The sequence below is a fragment of the Arthrobacter sp. JZ12 genome (assembly GCF_035189165.1).
Classification (GTDB): Bacteria; Actinomycetota; Actinomycetes; order Actinomycetales; family Micrococcaceae; genus Arthrobacter_D.
Genome location: NZ_CP045246.1, coordinates 2,624,575 through 2,643,093 on the forward strand (window position 1 = coordinate 2,624,575; position 18,519 = coordinate 2,643,093).

General features: G+C 65.3%; 21 protein-coding genes. 8 read left to right on the top strand and 13 right to left on the bottom strand.

The genetic code is table 11. From position 1 onward, the window contains the following. Nucleotides 1-5: 5 nt before the first annotated feature. A complete protein-coding gene (paaZ, locus tag GC088_RS12145) occupies nucleotides 6-2,090 on the bottom strand; it encodes a phenylacetic acid degradation bifunctional protein PaaZ (protein WP_323959254.1) in 2,085 nt (694 codons plus the stop codon). 87 nt (nucleotides 2,091-2,177) lie between these two features. Here paaZ and GC088_RS12150 point away from each other — a divergent pair, with 87 nt between their 5' ends. After that, nucleotides 2,178-2,627 (top strand): PaaI family thioesterase, encoded by a 450-nt coding sequence (locus GC088_RS12150; RefSeq protein WP_323959255.1) that lies wholly within the window; start codon nucleotides 2,178-2,180, stop codon nucleotides 2,625-2,627. Here GC088_RS12150 and GC088_RS12155 read toward each other — a convergent pair. Beyond that, entirely contained in the window at nucleotides 2,614-3,366 is a 753-nt protein-coding gene (locus GC088_RS12155; protein WP_323959256.1) for a tyrosine-protein phosphatase, read from the bottom strand. The two genes, GC088_RS12150 and GC088_RS12155, sit on opposite strands and share 14 nt — an antisense overlap. Nucleotides 3,367-3,391: 25 nt before the next feature. After that, entirely contained in the window at nucleotides 3,392-4,453 is a 1,062-nt protein-coding gene (locus tag GC088_RS12160) for a MerR family transcriptional regulator (protein ID WP_323959257.1), read from the bottom strand. 113 nt (nucleotides 4,454-4,566) lie between these two features. Here GC088_RS12160 and GC088_RS12165 point away from each other — a divergent pair, with 113 nt between their 5' ends. After that, nucleotides 4,567-5,427, top strand: coding sequence for an SGNH/GDSL hydrolase family protein (locus tag GC088_RS12165; RefSeq protein ID WP_323959258.1), 861 nt, complete (start codon nucleotides 4,567-4,569; stop codon nucleotides 5,425-5,427). On the opposite strand, the gene GC088_RS12170 is transcribed toward GC088_RS12165, so the two are convergent. Genes GC088_RS12170 through GC088_RS12185 form a run of 4 tightly spaced genes read right to left on the bottom strand, consistent with a single transcriptional unit; the run spans nucleotide 5,424 to nucleotide 9,141 of the window. After that, nucleotides 5,424-6,260 (bottom strand): endonuclease/exonuclease/phosphatase family protein, encoded by an 837-nt coding sequence (locus GC088_RS12170; RefSeq protein ID WP_323959259.1) that lies wholly within the window; start codon nucleotides 6,258-6,260, stop codon nucleotides 5,424-5,426. The two genes, GC088_RS12165 and GC088_RS12170, sit on opposite strands and share 4 nt — an antisense overlap. A gap of 36 nt (nucleotides 6,261-6,296) precedes the next feature. Next, the gene (locus GC088_RS12175) at nucleotides 6,297-7,106 is read right to left on the bottom strand and encodes a 3-hydroxyacyl-CoA dehydrogenase family protein (protein WP_416377539.1); all 810 of its coding nucleotides are present in this window, start codon (nucleotides 7,104-7,106) and stop codon (nucleotides 6,297-6,299) included. A 56-nt stretch (nucleotides 7,107-7,162) separates the two neighbouring features. After that, the gene (locus GC088_RS12180; RefSeq protein WP_323959261.1) at nucleotides 7,163-7,945 is read right to left on the bottom strand and encodes an enoyl-CoA hydratase/isomerase family protein; all 783 of its coding nucleotides are present in this window, start codon (nucleotides 7,943-7,945) and stop codon (nucleotides 7,163-7,165) included. Then, nucleotides 7,945-9,141, bottom strand: coding sequence for a thiolase family protein (locus GC088_RS12185; RefSeq protein WP_323962057.1), 1,197 nt, complete (start codon nucleotides 9,139-9,141; stop codon nucleotides 7,945-7,947). Before GC088_RS12185 ends, GC088_RS12180 begins: the two co-directional genes overlap by 1 nt. 188 nt (nucleotides 9,142-9,329) lie before the next feature. Between GC088_RS12185 and GC088_RS12190 the strand changes: the two genes are divergently transcribed. Further along, nucleotides 9,330-9,575, top strand: coding sequence for a zinc-binding dehydrogenase (locus tag GC088_RS12190; protein ID WP_323959262.1), 246 nt, complete (start codon nucleotides 9,330-9,332; stop codon nucleotides 9,573-9,575). 25 nt (nucleotides 9,576-9,600) lie between these two features. Here the strand turns inward: GC088_RS12190 and GC088_RS12195 are convergent, their stop codons facing one another. Then, nucleotides 9,601-9,810, bottom strand: a complete 210-nt coding sequence (locus tag GC088_RS12195) for a dodecin (protein ID WP_323959263.1) — start codon at nucleotides 9,808-9,810, stop codon at nucleotides 9,601-9,603. Between the two features lie 228 nt (nucleotides 9,811-10,038). Between GC088_RS12195 and GC088_RS12200 the strand changes: the two genes are divergently transcribed. The 4 genes from GC088_RS12200 to GC088_RS12215 are packed head-to-tail and all read left to right on the top strand — an operon-like array spanning nucleotide 10,039 to nucleotide 13,608. Continuing rightward, nucleotides 10,039-10,476, top strand: a complete 438-nt coding sequence (locus GC088_RS12200) for a VOC family protein (protein ID WP_323959264.1) — start codon at nucleotides 10,039-10,041, stop codon at nucleotides 10,474-10,476. Between the two features lie 53 nt (nucleotides 10,477-10,529). Next, entirely contained in the window at nucleotides 10,530-11,537 is a 1,008-nt protein-coding gene (locus GC088_RS12205; RefSeq protein ID WP_323959265.1) for a 1,4-dihydroxy-2-naphthoyl-CoA synthase, read from the top strand. 6 nt (nucleotides 11,538-11,543) lie between these two features. Next, on the top strand, nucleotides 11,544-12,677 hold the full coding sequence (menE, locus tag GC088_RS12210; RefSeq protein WP_323959266.1) for an o-succinylbenzoate--CoA ligase: 1,134 nt from the start codon (nucleotides 11,544-11,546) through the stop codon (nucleotides 12,675-12,677). Nucleotides 12,678-12,723: 46 nt separating this feature from the next. Beyond that, nucleotides 12,724-13,608: a 1,4-dihydroxy-2-naphthoate polyprenyltransferase gene (locus tag GC088_RS12215; protein WP_323959267.1), complete on the top strand. Its 885-nt coding sequence runs from the start codon at nucleotides 12,724-12,726 to the stop codon at nucleotides 13,606-13,608. An 18-nt stretch (nucleotides 13,609-13,626) separates the two neighbouring features. On the opposite strand, the gene GC088_RS12220 is transcribed toward GC088_RS12215, so the two are convergent. Next, on the bottom strand, nucleotides 13,627-13,920 hold the full coding sequence (locus tag GC088_RS12220; RefSeq protein WP_323959268.1) for a DUF4229 domain-containing protein: 294 nt from the start codon (nucleotides 13,918-13,920) through the stop codon (nucleotides 13,627-13,629). A gap of 30 nt (nucleotides 13,921-13,950) precedes the next feature. Here GC088_RS12220 and GC088_RS12225 point away from each other — a divergent pair, with 30 nt between their 5' ends. After that, a complete protein-coding gene (locus tag GC088_RS12225; protein WP_323959269.1) occupies nucleotides 13,951-14,346 on the top strand; it encodes a PLD nuclease N-terminal domain-containing protein in 396 nt (131 codons plus the stop codon). Nucleotides 14,347-14,372: 26 nt separating this feature from the next. Here the strand turns inward: GC088_RS12225 and ccsB are convergent, their stop codons facing one another. The 4 genes from ccsB to GC088_RS12245 form a co-directional block, all read right to left on the bottom strand. Beyond that, nucleotides 14,373-15,404: a c-type cytochrome biogenesis protein CcsB gene (gene ccsB / locus GC088_RS12230; RefSeq protein WP_323959270.1), complete on the bottom strand. Its 1,032-nt coding sequence runs from the start codon at nucleotides 15,402-15,404 to the stop codon at nucleotides 14,373-14,375. Then, nucleotides 15,404-17,107 carry a cytochrome c biogenesis protein ResB gene (resB, locus tag GC088_RS12235; protein ID WP_323959271.1) on the bottom strand — a complete coding sequence of 568 codons (1,704 nt, stop codon included), beginning with the start codon at nucleotides 17,105-17,107 and terminating at the stop codon, nucleotides 15,404-15,406. The genes ccsB and resB overlap by 1 nt, the downstream gene beginning before the upstream one ends. A 37-nt stretch (nucleotides 17,108-17,144) precedes the next feature. Next, on the bottom strand, nucleotides 17,145-17,858 hold the full coding sequence (locus tag GC088_RS12240; protein ID WP_323962059.1) for a cytochrome c biogenesis CcdA family protein: 714 nt from the start codon (nucleotides 17,856-17,858) through the stop codon (nucleotides 17,145-17,147). Nucleotides 17,859-17,938: 80 nt separating this feature from the next. Further along, nucleotides 17,939-18,511, bottom strand: coding sequence for a TlpA family protein disulfide reductase (locus tag GC088_RS12245; protein ID WP_323962061.1), 573 nt, complete (start codon nucleotides 18,509-18,511; stop codon nucleotides 17,939-17,941). Nucleotides 18,512-18,519: the final 8 nt, after the last annotated feature.

Genomic DNA, 18,519 nt, shown 5'->3' on the forward strand with positions numbered 1-18,519 from the left:
ACGGCTTACTTCTCCACGAGCGTCAGGACGTCGTACGTCGCCACGATCTCATCATCCTGGTTTGTGAGCACGGCATCCCATGCCACCTCACCGTATTCTTCGTCCTCGCGCGGCGTGATGCGCTTGGCCGTCAGCGTGACGCGGATGGAGTCACCGGCGGCAACGGGCGTGATGAATCGCAGGTTCTCCAACCCGTAGTTGGCCAGCACCGGCCCCGGTGCCGGCTCCACAAACAGCCCGGCTCCCCATGACAGCAGCAGGTAGCCGTGCGCCACAATGCCGGGGAAGAACGGATTCGCGGCTGCCGCTTCCCCGTTGGTGTGGGCGTAGAACTGATCTCCGGTGGTGTTGGCGAACGCCGTGATGTCTTCCAGAGTCACCTGCCGGAGTTCGGACCGCACCGCATCGCCCACGCGCAGCGTTGCAAGGTTCTTCCGGAACGGGTGCTCGGAATCAAAGTTCCTGTCGGCACCCGGATGCCAGACACCGGTAACCGCGGTCAACATGTTCGGCGAACCCTGCAGGGCGGTACGTTGCATGTGGTGTAGAACCGACCGGATGCCGCCCAACTCCTCACCTCCGCCTGCGCGCCCGGGCCCGCCGTGGACCAGGTGCGGCACGGGCGAACCATGCCCGGTCGAAGAACGCGCGTCCTCCCGGTTCAGCAACAGCACCCGCCCGTGATGCGCCGCAACTCCCGTCACCAGCTCACGCGCGATGGTGGGATCGTTGGTGCAGACGGTCGCCACGAGCGATCCCTCGCCCCTCGCGGCCAGGTCGACGGCGTGTGCGACGTCGTCGTACCCCACTACCGAGGCCACCGGTCCGAACGCCTCCACGGTGTGAAGTTCGACGGCGTCAGCATTCTCCCAGGTCAGCAGCAGGGGAGCCATGAACGCTCCTTCGGCAGCGACGTCGACCGTTCCGTCCGCCTGCGTAACGCGCGGCGAATCCAACGTGCCGTACGCCAGCTCGCCGCCGGCGGCAATCATCGATTCGACGGCGGCACGGACAGCCTGCAGCTGCTCCAGCGACGCGAGCGCACCCATTGTCACGCCCTCCGCCCGCGGGTCACCGACCCTCACGCGCTGTTCTATCCGGTCGCGGGCGGCAGCAACGACGTCGTTCACCAGCGACTTCGGCACAAGCGTCCGCCGGATGCTGGTGCACTTCTGGCCCGCCTTGACCGTCATCTCGGTTACGAGGGATTTGATGAAGGCATCGAATTCCGGCGTTCCGGGGACAGCATCCTCCCCGAGGATCGCAGCGTTCAGCGAGTCGGTCTCGGAGGTGAAGCGGACGCCGCCGGTGGCGACGTTCGGGTGCGCCTTCAATGTGTTCGCGGTCGACGCGGAACCGGTGAATGACACCATGTCCCGGTAGTCCAGGTGGTCCAGCAGGTCCCGCGCCGGACCGGAAATCAGCTGCAGCGAGCCGATCGGAAGGATGTTGGACTCGATGATCAGCTTCACGACGGCGGCAGTCAGGTAGCCCGTCGGTGTCGCGGGCTTCACGATGGTGGGCACACCTGCCAGGAACGCCGGCGCAAGTTTCTCGAGCATGCCCCAGACCGGGAAGTTGAACGCGTTGATCTGCACCGCGGCGCCCGGGATCCGGGTGTAGATGTGCTCACCGATGAAGGACCCGTCTTTCGACAGCATTTCGACGGGCCCGTCAATCACCACCTGGGAATTCGGCAGTTCCCGACGCCCCTTGGAGCCGAAGGTGAACAGGACCCCGATGCCGCCGTCGATATCCACCATCGAGTCAAGCTTCGTGGCGCCGGTGCGGGCGGACAGTTCGTACAGGTGCTCCCGTTGCCCGTTCAGGAACTGGGCCAGCGCCTTGAGCTTCAGGGCGCGCTGGTGGAACGTGAACTTCCCCAGTTCCGTCTGGCCGGTGGTCCGCGCATAGTCGACGACGTCGGCAACGTCCAACCCGCTGGTACTAACCATGGCAAGCAGTTCGCCCGTGCTGGCGTCCCGGACGGCAGTGGCGTTATTCGAAGTAAGGGCCGCCTGGTCAGGGGCCCACCAGGCGTCGCGTACGAAGCTCGGAACAATATCCACGCTGAGTGCGGTCGAAGTCATCATTGACCTTTCGCATCATTTCCAAACGGAGCAGGGAGCGTACCGGAAACATTACTGAACGGACGTTCGGTAATATGTCCAGCGTACATGAGCGCCTCCCTCCATATCCTCAAGGAGCCCGACGTGACCGGCAAGACCTGGCAGATAACACTCGGCGAACTGGACCAGAAGATGGGCGTGAAGATCCTCGAGCAGTCAGTCGACCGGGTGGTCGCGACCATGCCGGTGGAGGGCAACCGCCAGTCGTTCGGACTGCTGCACGGCGGAGCCTCGCTGGCAGTGGGTGAAGCGGTGGGGTCCTGGGCCGCAGTGATTCATGCGAGCACCCTGGGCCGCACCGCCGTGGGCGTCGACGTATCCGCCACCCACCACAAGTCCGCCCGCGACGGCAACATCACCATCACCGCCACCCCTATCCACCTCGGCCGTACCCTCACCACCCATGAGGTACTCATCACCAACGACGACGGCGAGCGCCTGTGCACCCTGCGCATCACCAACCTGCTGCTCGAGAAGCGCCCGGTCAGGGGCGGGTGAGCTTGGCCCGCACCGCTTCCAGCTCCGCGTCGCTGAGCCCCGCCTGCCGCAGGTAGGACGCGGCGTCGAATGCATCAAGCATCTCGAGCAGGTGAGCGCGGGTGTGGCGTATCCACTCGTGCAGCTCCGCTTCAGACTTGGGCCTCTCCCGCGGGCGCTCCTGGGCCAGATGGTGCTGATTGATTCCATGCACGGCAAGGGCGTAGTCGTCGGCGATGTCCTCGTGCGGCACATCGGCCAGTGAAAGCAGCACGGCGGTTATCAGTCCCGTGCGGTCCCGCCCGGCGGCGCAGTGCATGACGACGGCGCCGTCAGACTCCGCAACCGCCCTCACCACCGCTGCAATCCGCTCCGGCCAGCGGTTCAGGTTCTCTCGGTAGTACTCCGGTGAGTTGAGGTATGGCCCTACCAGCGCCATGAACTCCTCGTCGCCCTGGTCCTCGGTGGGCCGGTTGATCACCTGGAAACGGTCGAGCACGGCGGTGTTCAGCACTGGATCCGTCTCCCGCCGGCCGCGCTCGCCGGGGTTCCGCAGGTCGATCACGGTGCGGACGCCGTCGTCGTAGGCCTGCTGCCAGCCGGCGTCGGTAAGCCATTCGTGCCGACCCATCCGGTACAGCCTGCCGCGCTGGATGTGTGCACTTACACCACCGAGGTCGCGGGCGTTGACGGCGCCCTCCCAGCCAACGTTGCGGTGGGATCCGTTGCGGCGGATGCAGTCCCAGTCGTAGGAAGCCATGCTTCAGCGTAGGCAGGGCAGGCGCTCAGGACACCAGCTCATAGAAGCGGAAGAACCCGAAGTCGTGGATTGGGAGGGTCCTGGCGTCACTGAAACCGGCCTCGGCGGCATACTTGCGCAGCGTGGCCGGGCGCATGACCGTCCCGGTGCCCGCGCTGTCCGGATGCGACATCCCGTCCGGAAGGCAAATGAGCAGGCTGAAGCCGTACATCAGGCGTTCGACCTCATCCCCGGGCGGGTCGAAAATCTCCGCCACAGCCTCGTCCATCACGACGACGGTCCCTCCGGCCCGTAGCGACCGCCGGGCCGCGGACAGTACCTCAACGGGGTACGGCATATCGTGGATGCATTCGAAGGCGAAGACCACATCGAACTGTCCCTCCGGAAGCCCTGACGCGTCGATGTGCTGGAACTCGACACCGTTTCCCGCCCCGGCTGCATTGGCGCGGGCAAGATCGACTGACTCGGCATCGATATCGAATCCGCTCACGGATGCATCCGGAAACGCCCGCCCGAGCGCGATGGTGGACCAACCGGCCCCGCACCCGATGTCCGCGATCGTCGCCCCTCCCTTCTCCAGCCGCGCAACCAGATCCGGCGCCTGCCGTAACGCGTTTTCCAGTTCATGCTCGAACCACGGCCGGTTCATATCTGCCTGCGCCTGGCGGGCGTCATCACCGAATTCCTGCCAGCTCACCCCCGTGCCGTTCCGGTAGGCGCGATGCAGTGCGGGCAACTGGACCGCTGCACCGGCAATCATGCGCGCCAACGGCGCCAGATAGTTGAGGCTGTTCTCGTCCGTCAGTACCTCCGCGGCACCGGCGGGCAGCGAGAAACGGCGGGTGCCGCCGTCGTCGTCCGCGGTGAGGTAACCCGTCACAGCCTGCTGCTCCAGCCACTCGCGCGCGTAGCGCTCGGAGGTGCCGGTGCGCTGGGCGAGTTCGGACGACGACGACGGCCCCTCGCCCGCCAGACAGCGGTACCAGCCGAGTCGGTCGCCCAAATGTATGGCAAGTATCTCCATGGCGCCGAGAGCGGCCGAGAACACCCGCTCCGCAACGGCTTCAGCGGTCGATTCCGATGCCATTTTCCCTCCCGATCAGGCGCTCGGTTTCAAGGATGAACCCGGGCGTCGAGGGCTGACAAGGGGGGTGCTTCCAAGCCCTGTTCGGCAACAGCGAACGGGCGTATCTTAGGGCGATGAGACTCTTTGGAAGCGTCGCCAGCGCACTCCTGGCTACCGGTCTTATCGCAGGGTCAGGGGTGCTGCCGGCGTCGGCGCACGACCGCGGCTCTATTGACTATGTCGCCCTGGGCGACTCGTACGCGGCGGGCGTCGGGGCCCCGCCCGACCTTGATCCGAAATGCGGCGTTTCATCGCTCGGCTACCCCGGGCTGCTGGACGAGCGACGACGCATCGACCTTGAAGCCAACCGGGCCTGCGGCGGCGACACGATCGTCCAGGTCTTCGCTGAACTGGATCATCTCAACGCGGGCACCGATCTGGTGACGCTGACGGTCGGCGGAAACGACGTCCAGTACCTCAACGTGATCCTCGCGTGCGGCCAGGGGGCACAAATCTGCATGCAGACGGTGGACGCAACCCTGGCCCTCGCGCAGACCGACCTCGGTCCGGGGCTGGCGGCGCTGTACGCCAACATCCGCGCGAATGCTCCGTACGCAAAGGTTGTGGTCACGGGTTACCCGCATCTGTTCTCGCCGGAGTTCGGGGCCACCTTCACGTTCCCTGCCGTAGATCCGGCAACAGGCAGTCCGGTTCTCGGTCCTGACCGGGCACCCGTCATCCTGTCCCTGACCCCAACCGAGCAGCAGATCCTCAATGAGGGTACCGACATCCTGAACGACATCATCCGGACCCGGGCCCGTGCTGCGGGCTTCACCTATGTTGACGTCGTCGACCGGTTCGAGGGCCACGGCCTCGGTTCACCGCGGCCGTGGATCCAGCCGTTCGCTGATCCCGCCGCGCTGCATCCCAACGAGAAGGGTTACAAGAAGGGCTACCTCCCGGAGGTCCGGCGAGCCATCAACAACAACCACTAGTCCACTCTGATAATCGCCTGCACCGGCGTATGGTCCGAGGGCCATGCGCCGTTGTAGCGCGTGGTGTTAATGCCGATTTCTACCACGGTGACATCGGAGTTCACCATCACCCAGTCGATCCGCTTGCGGCCCTGCTTGGGTGCCCGATAGTGGGGGAACGTGCCCCACAGTTCGGTCAGCCGCTCCCCCGCCTCGTCCCAGGCATCGGCAAGCACCTCGCCCTTGGTCAGTTCCTCATAGGGCATGGAGGCGGCTCCCGTGTTGAAATCGCCAAGTACGACGACGGCCCCCTTCGTCCGCGCCGCCAGGGAGCGGATAGCGACGGCGGAACGCTGGCGCGACTTGCGCGACATGTGGTCGAGATGCGTATTCACAGCGGTGATCTGCTTGCCGGTGTCCCGGTCGCGGAACCGACCGATAACCAGGATGCGGGGAATCAGGTTCCCCCACCCGCTGGATCCCGGCGTATTGGGCGTGCTGGAAAGCGCGTCCTGGTCCCACTCCAGCAGTTCCAGCCGGTCGGCGTCATAAATCAGGGGACACTGCTCCCCCTGGCCGTCGGCGTTGCGACCCCGGCCGATGCTGCGGTACCGCTCACCGAGTCCCTCCAGGATCGCGGGCATCTGGTCGGGCAATGCTTCCTGCACCCCTAGAATGGTGGGCTGTTCCGCGGCCAACAGGCGCCGGATCAGCGGCTCCCGCCGACCCCAATAATCGTGGCTCCAGGGATTTACGTGGGCGACGCGGCGGCGGATGTTGTAGGTCATCACATGGAGTTCGGGTGCCTCAACACGCCCAATTAACGGCTTATCCGCGAGGGTCCGCTCACTCATGGAGAAAACCTTAGCCCTTTCCGGCGCACCGCGGGGCTAGTCATCCCAGGTGAAGAACCCCTGTCCGGACTTCCTGCCCAGCTCACCGCGCTCGACCTTTTCGCGCAAAATCCGTGGAGGCTCGAAGCGCTCGCCGAGGGTCGAAGCAAGGTATTCGGCAATGCCGAGGCGGACGTCGAGGCCCACGATGTCCGTGGTGCGCAGCGGACCAACCGAATGCTTGTAGCCAAGCTCCATCGCGGCGTCGATGTCCTCGGGCGAAGCCACCCCTTCCTCCATCATGCGCATCGCTTCCAGTGCAATCGCCACGCCAAGTCGGGAGCTCGCGAAACCCGGCGCATCCTTGACCACCACGGGCGTCTTGCCCAAAGCTACTGCCCACTCCTGCGCGGCCCGCTTCAGCTCCGCCGAAGTGGCCGGCCCCAGCACCACCTCGATCAGCGCGGACGCCGGAACCGGGTTGAAGAAGTGCAGTCCGCAGAACCGCTCCGGGCGCTGCAGGGCTGCCGCGAGGTCGCCGATTGAAAGGGAGGAGGTGTTTGTAGCCAGCCACGCGGCGTCGTCGACCACGTCCTCCACCGCGCGCAGGGCGGTCGATTTGAGATCGAAATCCTCCGGCACCGCCTCCACCACCAGGCCGCACGGCGCCAGGTGGGAGTAGTCCGTTGTGGTGGTCAGCCGACTCGAGAGCACGTCGAGGCTCTCCGAAGTCCCGCCCTTCGCGATGGTACGGTCCAGTGCCGCGATGACGCGGCCCCGGGCGGCTTCTGCCGCCTGCTCATTCTGCTCCACAATCACGACGACGGTGCCCGCGACACAGAATGCGTGCGCAATGCCTGCTCCCATCCGTCCGCCGCCAAGGACGCCGACGGTTCCCGGCAACGCATGCCTGCCCGAGGTGTTCACTTTTGCTTCTTTCGATCCGTGTCTTTGCTTGTAGTGTCTTTCCTCGTCAGATCCTTCTTCGTCAGGAATGCCTGCATGCGCTCGAACTTGGCGTCGGACTCGAAGAGGACCGCCTGGGCCAGCTGGTCGATCATGGGATGCGCATCCCGCGGCGCGGAGAAAACGCTCTTGGTGATGCGCGTGGCGAGCGGATCCTGGCGGGCAATGCGGTCGGCCAGTCCATGCGCGGCAGATAGGAGGTCTTCAACGGGGTGGATCCCAGTGATCAGCCGGGCGGCGAGCGCTTCCTCGGCGTCGAGGATTCGCCCGGCCAGAAGGATTTCCTTTGCGAGGGGCTCACCGACGAGTTCACGCAGCCGCCACGTTGCACCCGCCGCCGGGAGAATGCCCAACCCGGTCTCCGGATTGCCGATCTTCAGGCGGGGCGTGCCGATGCGAAAGTCCGCGGCGAAGGCCAGCTCCGCGCCCCCTCCCAGGGCGTAGCCGTCGAGGGCGGCGATGACCGGCATCGGAAGGCGGGCGATTCGGGTGAACAGTGTGGAGTTGATGCCTGCAAGCGCGTCGTCCCGCCGTCGTTCCCGTAGCTCGGCAATATCGGCGCCCGATGCGAAGACTCCCTCGGTGCCGGACAGGATCAGGATCCGCGGGTCCCGCTCGAGATCAGCACAGACCGCATGAAGTTCGTCGACCATCTGCCGGTCAATGGCATTGCGCACCTCCGGCCGGTTCAGCTGCACGCTGAGACGGTCTGTGCCGGCGTCGATGACGAGGGCGTCCACTACACGCGCTCCACCAGCATTGCGGTGCCCTGTCCGACGCCGACGCACATCGTGGCCAATCCGAGGCGACCACCCTCCCGCTCGAGGCGGCCGAGCAGGGTGATGGCGATGCGTGAACCCGAAGACCCGAGTGGATGTCCGAGGGCGATGGCGCCGCCGTCGCGGTTGACGATCTCCTCATCGAGCCCGAGCCGGCGTATGCACGCAAGGGACTGGGTGGCGAAGGCCTCATTGAGTTCGACGGCGTCCAGGTCGCCGATCTTCCGGCCGGCCAGACCGAGTGCCTTCTGGGTGGCCGGCACGGGGCCGATTCCCATCACTTCGGGCGGTACGCCTGCTGAGGCGCCGGCAACGATGCGTGCCCGGGGAGCGAGCCCGAGCCGGTCCACAGCGGCGCCCGAGGCGACAATCACGGCTGAGGCGCCGTCGTTCAGCGAGCTCGAGTTGCCGGCAGTAACCACCCCCTCCTTCGAGACAACCGGTTTGAGGCCGGCGAGCGCCTCACGTGTGGTGTCCCGCCGTGGTCCCTCGTCGGTGTCTACCGTGACGTTTTTCTTCCCGTGGTGGGTCTGGACGGGGACAATCTCGTCGGCGAAGCGGCCCGCATCAATCGCCGCAACGGCCCGCTGGTGCGAGCGGAGCGCAAAGGCATCGGCGTCCTCCCGGGAAATGCCGTCAACGCGGGCAACCTCCTCTGCCGTCTCGGGCATGGAGAAGGTTGTCTTCTCCTGGGCGGCGAAGGTGGGGTTGGTGAAGCGCCAGCCGATCGAAGTGTCGAAGACTGCGCCGGGCTTGGCGAACGCCGTCGTTGGCTTTTCCATCACCCAGGGCGCGCGGCTCATGGATTCGACGCCACCGGCGAGAACGACGTCGGCCTCTCCCGCCTTGATCATCGAGGAGGCGAGGATGATGGCGGACAGGCCGGAGGCGCAGAGCCGGTTCACGGTGATTCCGGGAATCGTGGCGGGCAGGCCGGCAAGCAGGGCGGCCATGCGGGCGACGTTGCGGTTTTCCTCGCCGGCGCCGTTGGCGTTTCCGAGGATCACTTCGTCGATGGCTTCGGGGTCGAGCCCGGCGCGGGCTACGGCTTCCCGGACCGTCAGAGCGGCCAGATCGTCGGGCCGAACGGTCGCGAGCGATCCTCCGTACCGTCCTATGGGCGTCCGGACCCCGCCCACCAGAAACGCCTCGGGCATGCCCGCCTCCGTCATCGTCGTCCTTGTCGCGAGGTCCTGCTGAAGGCGGCGCAATTACTGACCGCTCGTTCTATAAAGAATCGCATGGGCCGTGTGGGCGGTCAACCGCTTGCGGTATGCCCACTCCATCTGCATGTATTGCATTCAACGGCCGCACAAAGGAGTGCCCATGCAACCATTCCCTCTCAGTGGGCAGGCTCCTGGTCCGGCGCCTGCGCGGACGTTATGGCCTGGTTACAGGACTCATAGGCGGTCTGCCAACCAAGGAAGGCTTCAACCACATGGTGAAGTGGCTTGCGGAGGGAAAGCTGAGCCCGCACGTTGCCGCAACCTTTGACCTTGCCCAAATCCGCGAGGCACACCAGATGAGCGAAACCGGCAGGACGGTGGGCAAGATTGCCGTCCGCATCCCGCCTGCTGCCCAGCATCCATAGCAGGCGGCTGAACCCGCGCGAGCCCCTACTCCTCCAACCGGAATCCCAGTTTCACCGTCACCTGCCAGTCGGCGACCGCCCCATCAACCAGATGCCCTCGAATTTCCCGAACCTCGAACCAGTCCAGGTTGCGCAGCGTCTTTGAAGCCTGCGTAACCGCATTGGTGACTGCGGCGTCGACACCGTCCGGTGATGTTCCAACAACTTCCGAGATGCTGTAGGTGTGGTTCGCCATGCTTCCTCCTCAGTTGGACGCCCGAGTCCCTTGGCGGCGCGGGTGTGTGCCACGCTAGTCCGCTCCCCCGCTGCGGTCCAGACCCGGCTGCGCGGATGGGGAGGGCCTCTTCGCGAGCGGCCGGCTTTCATTGAGGACGACGGCGGCGCCGGGCAAACTTTCAACTTCAGGACAAGATCCGTCCTGAAGGCACTGGCCCGCGCACTCCGTGGTTCCTAGGCTCGGCGCATGGCATACAACATTCAGGTAGCGATTGACTGCGCAGACGCCCACGCCCAAGCTGACTGGTGGGCCGAGACCCTCGGTTGGGTAGTTGAACCCACCAACCAGGACCTCATCGATGAGATGCTGGCGGCCGGGTACGCAAAGGAAAGCGATGTCATCGAGCACAACGGGGTCCGAGTCTGGAAGGACGGTGCCGCAATCTGCCGCCCGGACGAGGTGGGCATGAAAGGCCGGCAGCGGGTGCTGTTCCAGCCGGTACCCGAACCGAAGACGGTCAAGGACCGGATTCATCTGGACATCAACCTCGACGGCGACGACAAGGACGCGCTGCGCTCCGCCTTGGAAAAGCGCGGGGCGAAATTCCTCTACCAGGCCAACCAGGGCCCGCACGTCTGGTACACGATGACAGACCCCGAGGGCAACGAGTTCTGCATCGGTTAGCCGGGAAGGTTCCGCTTTGAAGTGACCCCCGCTTCCGAAGCTAGACTCGATTGGTGACCATTGACCTCCCAGTGCGAGTATCAGACACCTTCGACCCTGCCCGGTGGAGGCTGGTTGAGGGGTTCGAGGACCTGGTGGATGTTACGTACCACCGTCAGGTAGAACGCAGCCAGGAAGAACGCAGCCAGGTAGAACGCAGCCAGGTAGAACGCAGCCCTGAGGGCACCATGCGCGACCTGCCTACTGTCCGCATCGCGTTCAACCGTCCTGAAGTCCGTAACGCATTTCGGCCCGGCACAGTCGACGAACTGTACCGCGTGATGGATCACGCGCGGATGACCCCCGATGTCGCCACGGTTCTCCTGACGGGCAACGGCCCGTCCCCCAAGGACGGCGGCCACTCGTTCTGTTCCGGTGGGGACCAGCGGATTCGGGGGCGTGACGGTTATCGATACGTAGTACAGAACGGGGAGGGCGAGACCCGGGAGACCATCGACCCGGCCCGCGCCGGCAGGCTGCACATCCTCGAGGTCCAGCGACTGATGCGAACCATGCCCAAGGTGGTCATCGCCGTCGTGAACGGCTGGGCGGCCGGCGGCGGGCACAGCCTGCACGTTGTCGCTGACCTCACGCTTGCCTCGCGGCAGCACGGCAAGTTCAAGCAGACCGACGCGACGGTGGGCAGCTTCGATGCCGGATATGGTTCGGCCCTGTTGGCACGGCAGATCGGGCAGAAGCGCGCACGCGAGATCTTCTTCCTGGCCCGTGAGTACTCGGCCGAGCAGATGGTGGCGATGGGTGCGGTGAACGAGGCAGTCGATCATGAACGGCTCGAGGAAGTGGCCCTCGAGTATGCAGCGGACATCGCGCGCCAGAGTCCGCAGGCCATCCGGATGCTCAAGTTCGCGTTCAACCTGGCTGATGACGGCCTGGCCGGCCAGCAGGTGTTTGCCGGCGAAGCGACCCGCATGGCCTACATGACCGATGAAGCGGTTGAGGGCAAGGAGGCGTTCCTCGAGAAACGCAGTCCCGACTGGTCCAACTTCCCCTACTACTTCTAGGCTTCGATGGAACTCCTTCCCGTCCACACCGCCCCCGGATACAACCCGCACGCTCTTCTGGAGCCCCTCGCCGCTGCACTTGCAGGTGAGGGTCCGGCAGTCGCCCCACACGCCGATGCGCATCAGCCCTTCGACGGCGAGCTCCCCAACGACGAGATTGCCGCCGTGCTCAGCACCTCCGGATCCACGGGCATGCCCAAGCAAACGATGCTGAGCGTCGACGCCCTCGCCGCCTCCGCAATGGGCACCGCTTATGCGTTGAAGGCTGAGGGTCAGTGGCTGCTCACGCTTCCGGTTCATTACGTTGCCGGGTTCCAGGTGCTGGTGCGCTCGCTCTACGCCGGAACCCGCCCGTGGGCAATGGATCTCGCAGACGGTTTCACCCCGGAAGGCTTCACCCAGGCCGCCGCTGAATTGACCGACAGGGTCCGGTTCACCTCACTCGTCCCCACCCAGCTGCACCGGCTGTTGGAGGACCCGTCGCCGGAAACAATCAAGGTCCTGCAGCGGTTCAATGCCATCCTGCTGGGCGGCGCGGCCGTCACCGATGCCCTGCGCGAAAAGGCCCGTAGCCACGGGCTGAAAATCGTGCGCACCTACGGCATGAGTGAGACCTGCGGCGGATGCGTTTACGACGGCGTCCCCCTGGACGGAGTCGAACTCACCACTGAAGAGGGCCGCCTCTGGATCAGCGGCCCGGTCCTGGCCGAAGGCTATCTCGGCAAGCCGGAGCTGACTCGGGAGAAGTTCCCCTTCAATTCGGGCCGGCGCTGGTTCCGCACTGACGACGACGGGACTGTGGAGGACGGCGTCCTCACCGTTCGCGGCCGGATGGACGATGTCATCATCACAGGGGGCCTGAAGGTCTCCGCAACCGCGGTCGCCAGCGTCCTGGAGGGCATGGATGGCGTCAGTGAAGCATTGGTGCTCGGGATAGCGCACCCGGAGTGGGGCGCGCAGGTGGCTGCCGCCGTCGTCGGCTCCGTCAATCCGGACGCGGTCCGCCGCCACGCGCAGGACCAACTGGGGTCGCACGCCGCTCCGAAGATCGTGCTGACCCTCGATCGGCTGCCTATGCTGCCTAACGGGAAGCCGGACCGGCTGGCCGTGCGGGCGCTGTTTGAGCAGACCGCGCTGTAAGGCACTGAAGTTAGAAGCAAGCAGGCACAGATTTTGAAGGAGTACCGTGGCCACAGCTGCGCAATGGGTTGAGGGTGCCCGTCCCCGCACACTCCCGATGGCGATAGCTCCCGTAATAATCGGCAGCGCCGCAGCGTTCGAACTGGGTGGCTTCAAGCCCGTCAATGCCGTATTGGCTGCGCTTGTCGCAATACTGCTGCAGATCGGGGTGAACTATGCGAACGACTACTCCGACGGGATCCGGGGGACTGACGACGACCGTGTCGGCCCGCTTCGGCTGACCGGCTCGGGCGCGGCCGAACCCTCTCACGTGAAGTGGGCCGCATTCGGGTGCTTCGCTCTGGCGATGCTTGCGGGCATTGTTCTTGTGGTGCTGTCGCAGGCGTGGTTCCTGCTGCTGGTGGGACTGGGCTGCGTCGCTGCCGCCTGGGGCTACACAGGGGGACGGAACCCGTACGGCTACCTTGGGCTCGGAGACCTGTTTGTCTTCGTCTTCTTCGGCCTGGTGGCAACGCTGGGGACCACCTACACGCAGGCCGGCACGGTGAGCGGGCCGGCCTGGATCGGGGCGATCAGTACGGGAATCTTCGCCATGGCCCTGCTCATGGCCAACAACGTGCGCGACATCCCCACGGACCGGGAGGCTGGAAAGCTCACCCTGGCGGTCCGGCTGGGCGACACCGCTGCCCGCATCAGCTACGTGATGATGCTCGCGGTTGCACTGCTGCTTCCGCTGTTCCTCATCTACGACCACCCGTGGGTGCTGCTGGTCCTGCTGTTGACGCCGCTGTGCCTGATGCCGAGCTGGCTGATGCTCAACGGCAAGAAAGGGCGCAGCCTCATTCCCGTGCTCAAGCAGACCAGCATCATAAATCTGGGCTTCAGCGTGCTCTTTGCGGTGGGACTGGTGCTGTCCGGCGGGCTGGCCTGACTTCCGCGCGTCCGGGAACTACGGCTGACGCCGGTCCGAGTTGACCGGCGTATTGGGGTCAAGCGAATCCTCCGCGTTTGCATCCCTGAGCTCGTGGGCGTTGCGGACCGGCGGTGCACCGTCGCGGAAGCGCCGCTGCAGCGAAGCCGCCGCCTTGTTACGCATGTCGCGGAAGAACAGGTAGGTTACACACCACGCCAGAATGCCGGCGGCGATGATCGAGAAGATTGCGCCGAGGCCCAGCGAGTAACAGATAACGAAGAACACCGCGACGAGGCCGAGGCGAAGAGCGGTGAATTTGAGGAAAGGCACGTCCCAAGTTTACTCGCCTACAATTGATGCATGCCCCGACTGCTGCTGTTCCTCGTGATCCTGGGGATCGCCGTCATCATCTACGCACTGTTCGACTGCCTGATGAGCCGCGCAAACGCAGTCCGGAGCATTTCCAAGCCCGCCTGGGTGCTCACCATCCTCTTTGTGCCGCTGCTGGGTGCCGGACTCTGGTTCCTTTTCGGCCGACCGCGCGGTGACGACCGACCCAGCCAGCGCTCCACTGGCCGTCCCACCGCCCCGGATGACGATCCCCAGTTCCTCCGCAATTTGGAACTACGGCGGCGTCAGGAGGCCCGTGAGGCCGAACAGCGCCGGAAAGAAGCAGAGCGCCGCGCCCGCGACGCGGAGAAGCACAAGAAAAAGCACGACGACGAGGGAACTCCCAGCGACGGCAAGACCGCCTGAGACTCCCCTCCTACGGGGTCTAAAGGTCAGACGCCCGAGTAGCTGTGCAGTCCTGAGAAGTAGATGTTCACGATCGTGAAGTTGAAGACAATGCACAGGTAGCCAACGATGGAGAGCCAGGCGGCACGCGTTCCGGTCCAACCGCGCGTTGCACGTGCATGCAGGTACCCGGCGTAGACCACCCAGATCACGAAGGTCCAGACTTCCTTCGTGTCCCAGCCCCAGTACCGTCCCCATGCGCGCTCGGCCCAAATCGCTCCGGCCATCAGGGTGAAGGTCCACAGTACAAAGGCGATGGCGTTGATCCGGTACGAGAGGTTCTCGAGGCTCAGTGCGGACGGGACCAGCCGCATGAACGGCATCCGGTCGCTTCCGCCGGCGGCGAGGCGGGCAACCCGGTTAGCCTGCAGGAGCTGCAGGACCGACATCGCGAAGGTCAGCGTGAACAGCGCTGAAGCAGCCACCGCAACCGAGACGTGGATGATGAGCCAGTAGCTCTGAAGGGCTGGCACCAGGTTGGCCACCGGCGTCGGAAATCCGATGGTCGCAGCGCAGAGCATGACCACCACGAGGCCGATGACGAAGGTCCCCAGGAACCGCAGGTCCTTACGCGTCAGAACCAGCAGGAAGACGACGGCGACCACCAGTCCGCCGGTGGTGCAGAACTCGTACATGTTGCCCCAGGGCACGCGGCCGGCGGCCATGCCGCGGCTGACTACGGCAACAGTGTGGATGATCGCCGCGAGTACCGTGAGTGCGACGGCGACACGCGCGATCGCACGCCGCTCGCCGCGGTACTGCATCGCGTCGTCGGCGGTGCTGCCGGCGGGAGCCTCAGCGCCGGCGGAGCGCCCGCGCTTGCCCGCAGCCACCGCGCCGGCAAGCACAAGTTCGCGCTCCTCGGCAGACTCGACCAGCCCTGCCTCCATCTCCCGGATGCGGCGGCTGCTTCGGACCAGGTCCCAGGTGAAGGCAAGGAAGGCCACGGTGTAGGCGAGCGCCGCGAGCAACATGAACAGCTCGCTGTACTGCCCGAGGGTCTGGTTTATGTTCTGCATCAGTTGTCCTTACCGCTCTGGTGCGCCGACGCCCCCGCATGCGCTGTTTCATTGTCGTCGTCTTCGGTGGGCTCCGCCAGCCAGCGTGCCCGCAACAGTTTCTCCAGGGCTGCGCCTTCCCCGGCTAGCCGGTGGTCCTCGCCACGGGCCAGCAGGCCGTACTCCACCGTTGTGCGCCCGCCGTCGTCGGTCCCGGTCCTTACCCACACGCGCCGCCTGCCGATGAACAGGGATGCAGCCAGCCCGGCAAGCGCTAGGGAAGAAAACACCAGGGCTCCGAGTTCCGCCGGGTCGTGGGTGATATCCAGGGCCACATAGCGCCTCAGCCCGTCAAAGGTGATGGAGCCCTTGCCCTCGGGCAGATCCACGGTCTCCCCCGGATCGAGGACGATTCCACCTGCCTCGAGGTTACGGCTGTTGAGCTCAGTGAGGTTGTCGGTGTCCAGGACGTACACGTTCTGGGGTTCGCCGTCGTCCAGTCCCAGGTCGCCGTAGTAGGAGTTGAGGTTCAGCTGCGGCAGGAAGGGATCCGGGTCACGGGAGAACGAGACACCGTTCTCGTCGATGGCCGCGGTGGGAAGGAAGAAACCCACGAAACCGAGCTGGTCCGGCCGTGCGTCGGGCGCCTTGAGCACGATCAGCGAGGTGAAGAGTCCGTCCTGCGGAATGGACACCACAGGGCCCTGGTGCGCGATGTTGCCGTCACCGTCGCGCACCGTGACTACCGGAGCGTATCCGTTGCCCACCAGGTACACGCTGGTGCCGCCGATCGTCAGCGGCTCGTTCACCTTGAGGATCTGCTCCTCGGGTTCGGCGCCGGGAGCAGACCGCGTGGTCATCGTGGCGGTGAAATCGATGGGCTGGCCGTAGTGCGTGACCTGGCGGTCGAACTGCACGTCGAAGGCATCGAGCCGGACTGAGTAGGGATCGAGGTTGTCCTCGGAGAAGTTGGTGCCCGGCGTGAAGGAGTCGTAGCCCACGAGTGTGTTCACGAACGTGTCCCCCTCAACCAGGATCTTCTGCCCCCGGTATCCGAACAGCCCGCCCACGGCCACGGAGACCAGCACACCGATCAGGGACAGGTGGAAGACCAGGTTGCCCAGTTCCTTGGCGAAGCCCTTTTCAGCCCCGACCGAGGGCCGGGCCCCGTCCTCGTCCCGGATGTCCACCCGGTAGCCGCGCTTCTTCAGCACTGCGGCGGCGTCGACGACGGCGGCACGCGCCGAATCGGGCCGGCCCCCTTCCCGGCCCGCGCCTGCTGATCCAAAGCCCACTGACGCGCGGCCTGCGGGAAGGGTGAACGCTCCATGGACCGGCATGCGGGAGAGCCTGCTCGGGGTGCGAGGCGGTTTGGAACGCCAGGCCTTTGCGTGCGCGATGGCCCGGGGAATCACACAACCGATCAGCGAAATGAACAGCAGGAGATAGATGGCCGAGAACCAAACGGACGAATAGACGTCGAAGAGCTGGAACCAGTCCAGCACGGGACCGGTCTCCGGGTTGTCCTGGATGTACTGGGTAACGACGGCCGGGTTTGCGGGCCGCTGCGGGAAGAGGGACCCGGGGACGGCCGCGACGGCGAGCAGCAGCAGCAGGAACAACGCGGTACGCATGCTGGTCAACTGCGTCCAGATCCAGCGCAGGGTTCCCACAAATCCCAGTGCGGGAAGCGCAACCTCGCTCTCGCGGTCCTTTGGTGCCATCAGGTGTTCCTTCGCTTCAGCTTTCCAGTCAGTTGTCTCAGATGGGCAGCGTCACGCTGCCGAGCCACTGCTGGAGCTCATTGATCCAGAGATTCCAGACGCCCGACGCCATCAGGACGCCCACAGCGATGAGCATTCCTCCACCAAACCGCTGCAGCAGCAGACGGTGCTTCCGGAAGAACGCCATAGCGCCCATGCCGCGCCTCAGTCCGAGTGCGATCAGCAGGAACGGCATTCCCAGTCCCAGGCAGTACACAAAGGTGAGCAATGCGCCCTTGGCGGCGCTGGCGCCGTCGTTCGAGAAGGCGAGCAGTTGAACGGCCGAAAGAGTGGGCCCGATGCAGGGAGCCCAACCCAGCCCGAACGTCAGGCCCAGCAGCGGCGCACCCCAGAGTCCGCTGGGGACGCGGGCATGGATTTTGCGGTCCTGCTGGAACCAGGAGAGCCCGCCCATGAACACGATGCCAAGCACGATCACGACCAGCCCGAACACGCGAAGCAGCCACTCCTGCGAACCGGCCATCCAGGCACCCAACTGCCCGAAAAGTGCACCGTAGGCCATGAAAACGAGCGAAAACCCGACGACGAACAGCCCGATACCGGCCACCATGCGCCCACGCTTCTGCTGTTCGAGATCGACTCCGGTCAGCCCGCTGACGTAACCCAGGTAGCCGGGCACCAGCGGCAGGACGCACGGTGAAACGAACGACACGAGCCCGGCCAGCAGCGCAACGGGCAGGGCCAGCACCATGGAACCGTTGAGAACCGTGTCGGCGAACGCATTGCCGGCGGGGGCAAGCGCAGTGGGGATACCGGAAGAGAGCACGTCCGCTACTCCGCCAGCGCGGAGTCGATGAGCGCGCTGAGGGTTCCCTTGTCAGCCAGTCCAAGGATGCGGGCAGAAACCCGGCCCTCCTTGTCCAGGACGATGGTGGTCGGAACGGCCTGCGGCGGAACGTAGCTGGTCATGGACAGTAGGACGCCGCCGTCGGAGTCGTTGAAGCTCGGGTAGGGAATCTCGAAGTTCCGCTCGAACGCTTCGGCGTTTTCTTTGCCGTCCCGAATGTTCACGCCGTAGAACTGCACGCCCTGCGGCCGGAACTCATCGTGCAGGGCCACGAGGTCCGGTGCTTCCTCCCGGCAGGGTGCGCAGGCGGCGTACCAGAAGTTGAGCACCGTCACCTGGCCGGGCCACTCGGCCGAGGACACCGTCTGCCCCTCATACAGCGACCCCTCAATCTCCACCGGCTCACCGCGGTCCCCTGCCGCGTACTCGGTCACTGAACCGTCGCCGGCAATGTAATTCTTGTTGTTCCCTTCGGCGGCCTGCTGCGCCAGCGGATCCTGGGCGGCACAGCCGGAAAGTACGACGGCGGCAGCCACCGCGGGCGCGACAAGGCGCATCAGCCTGC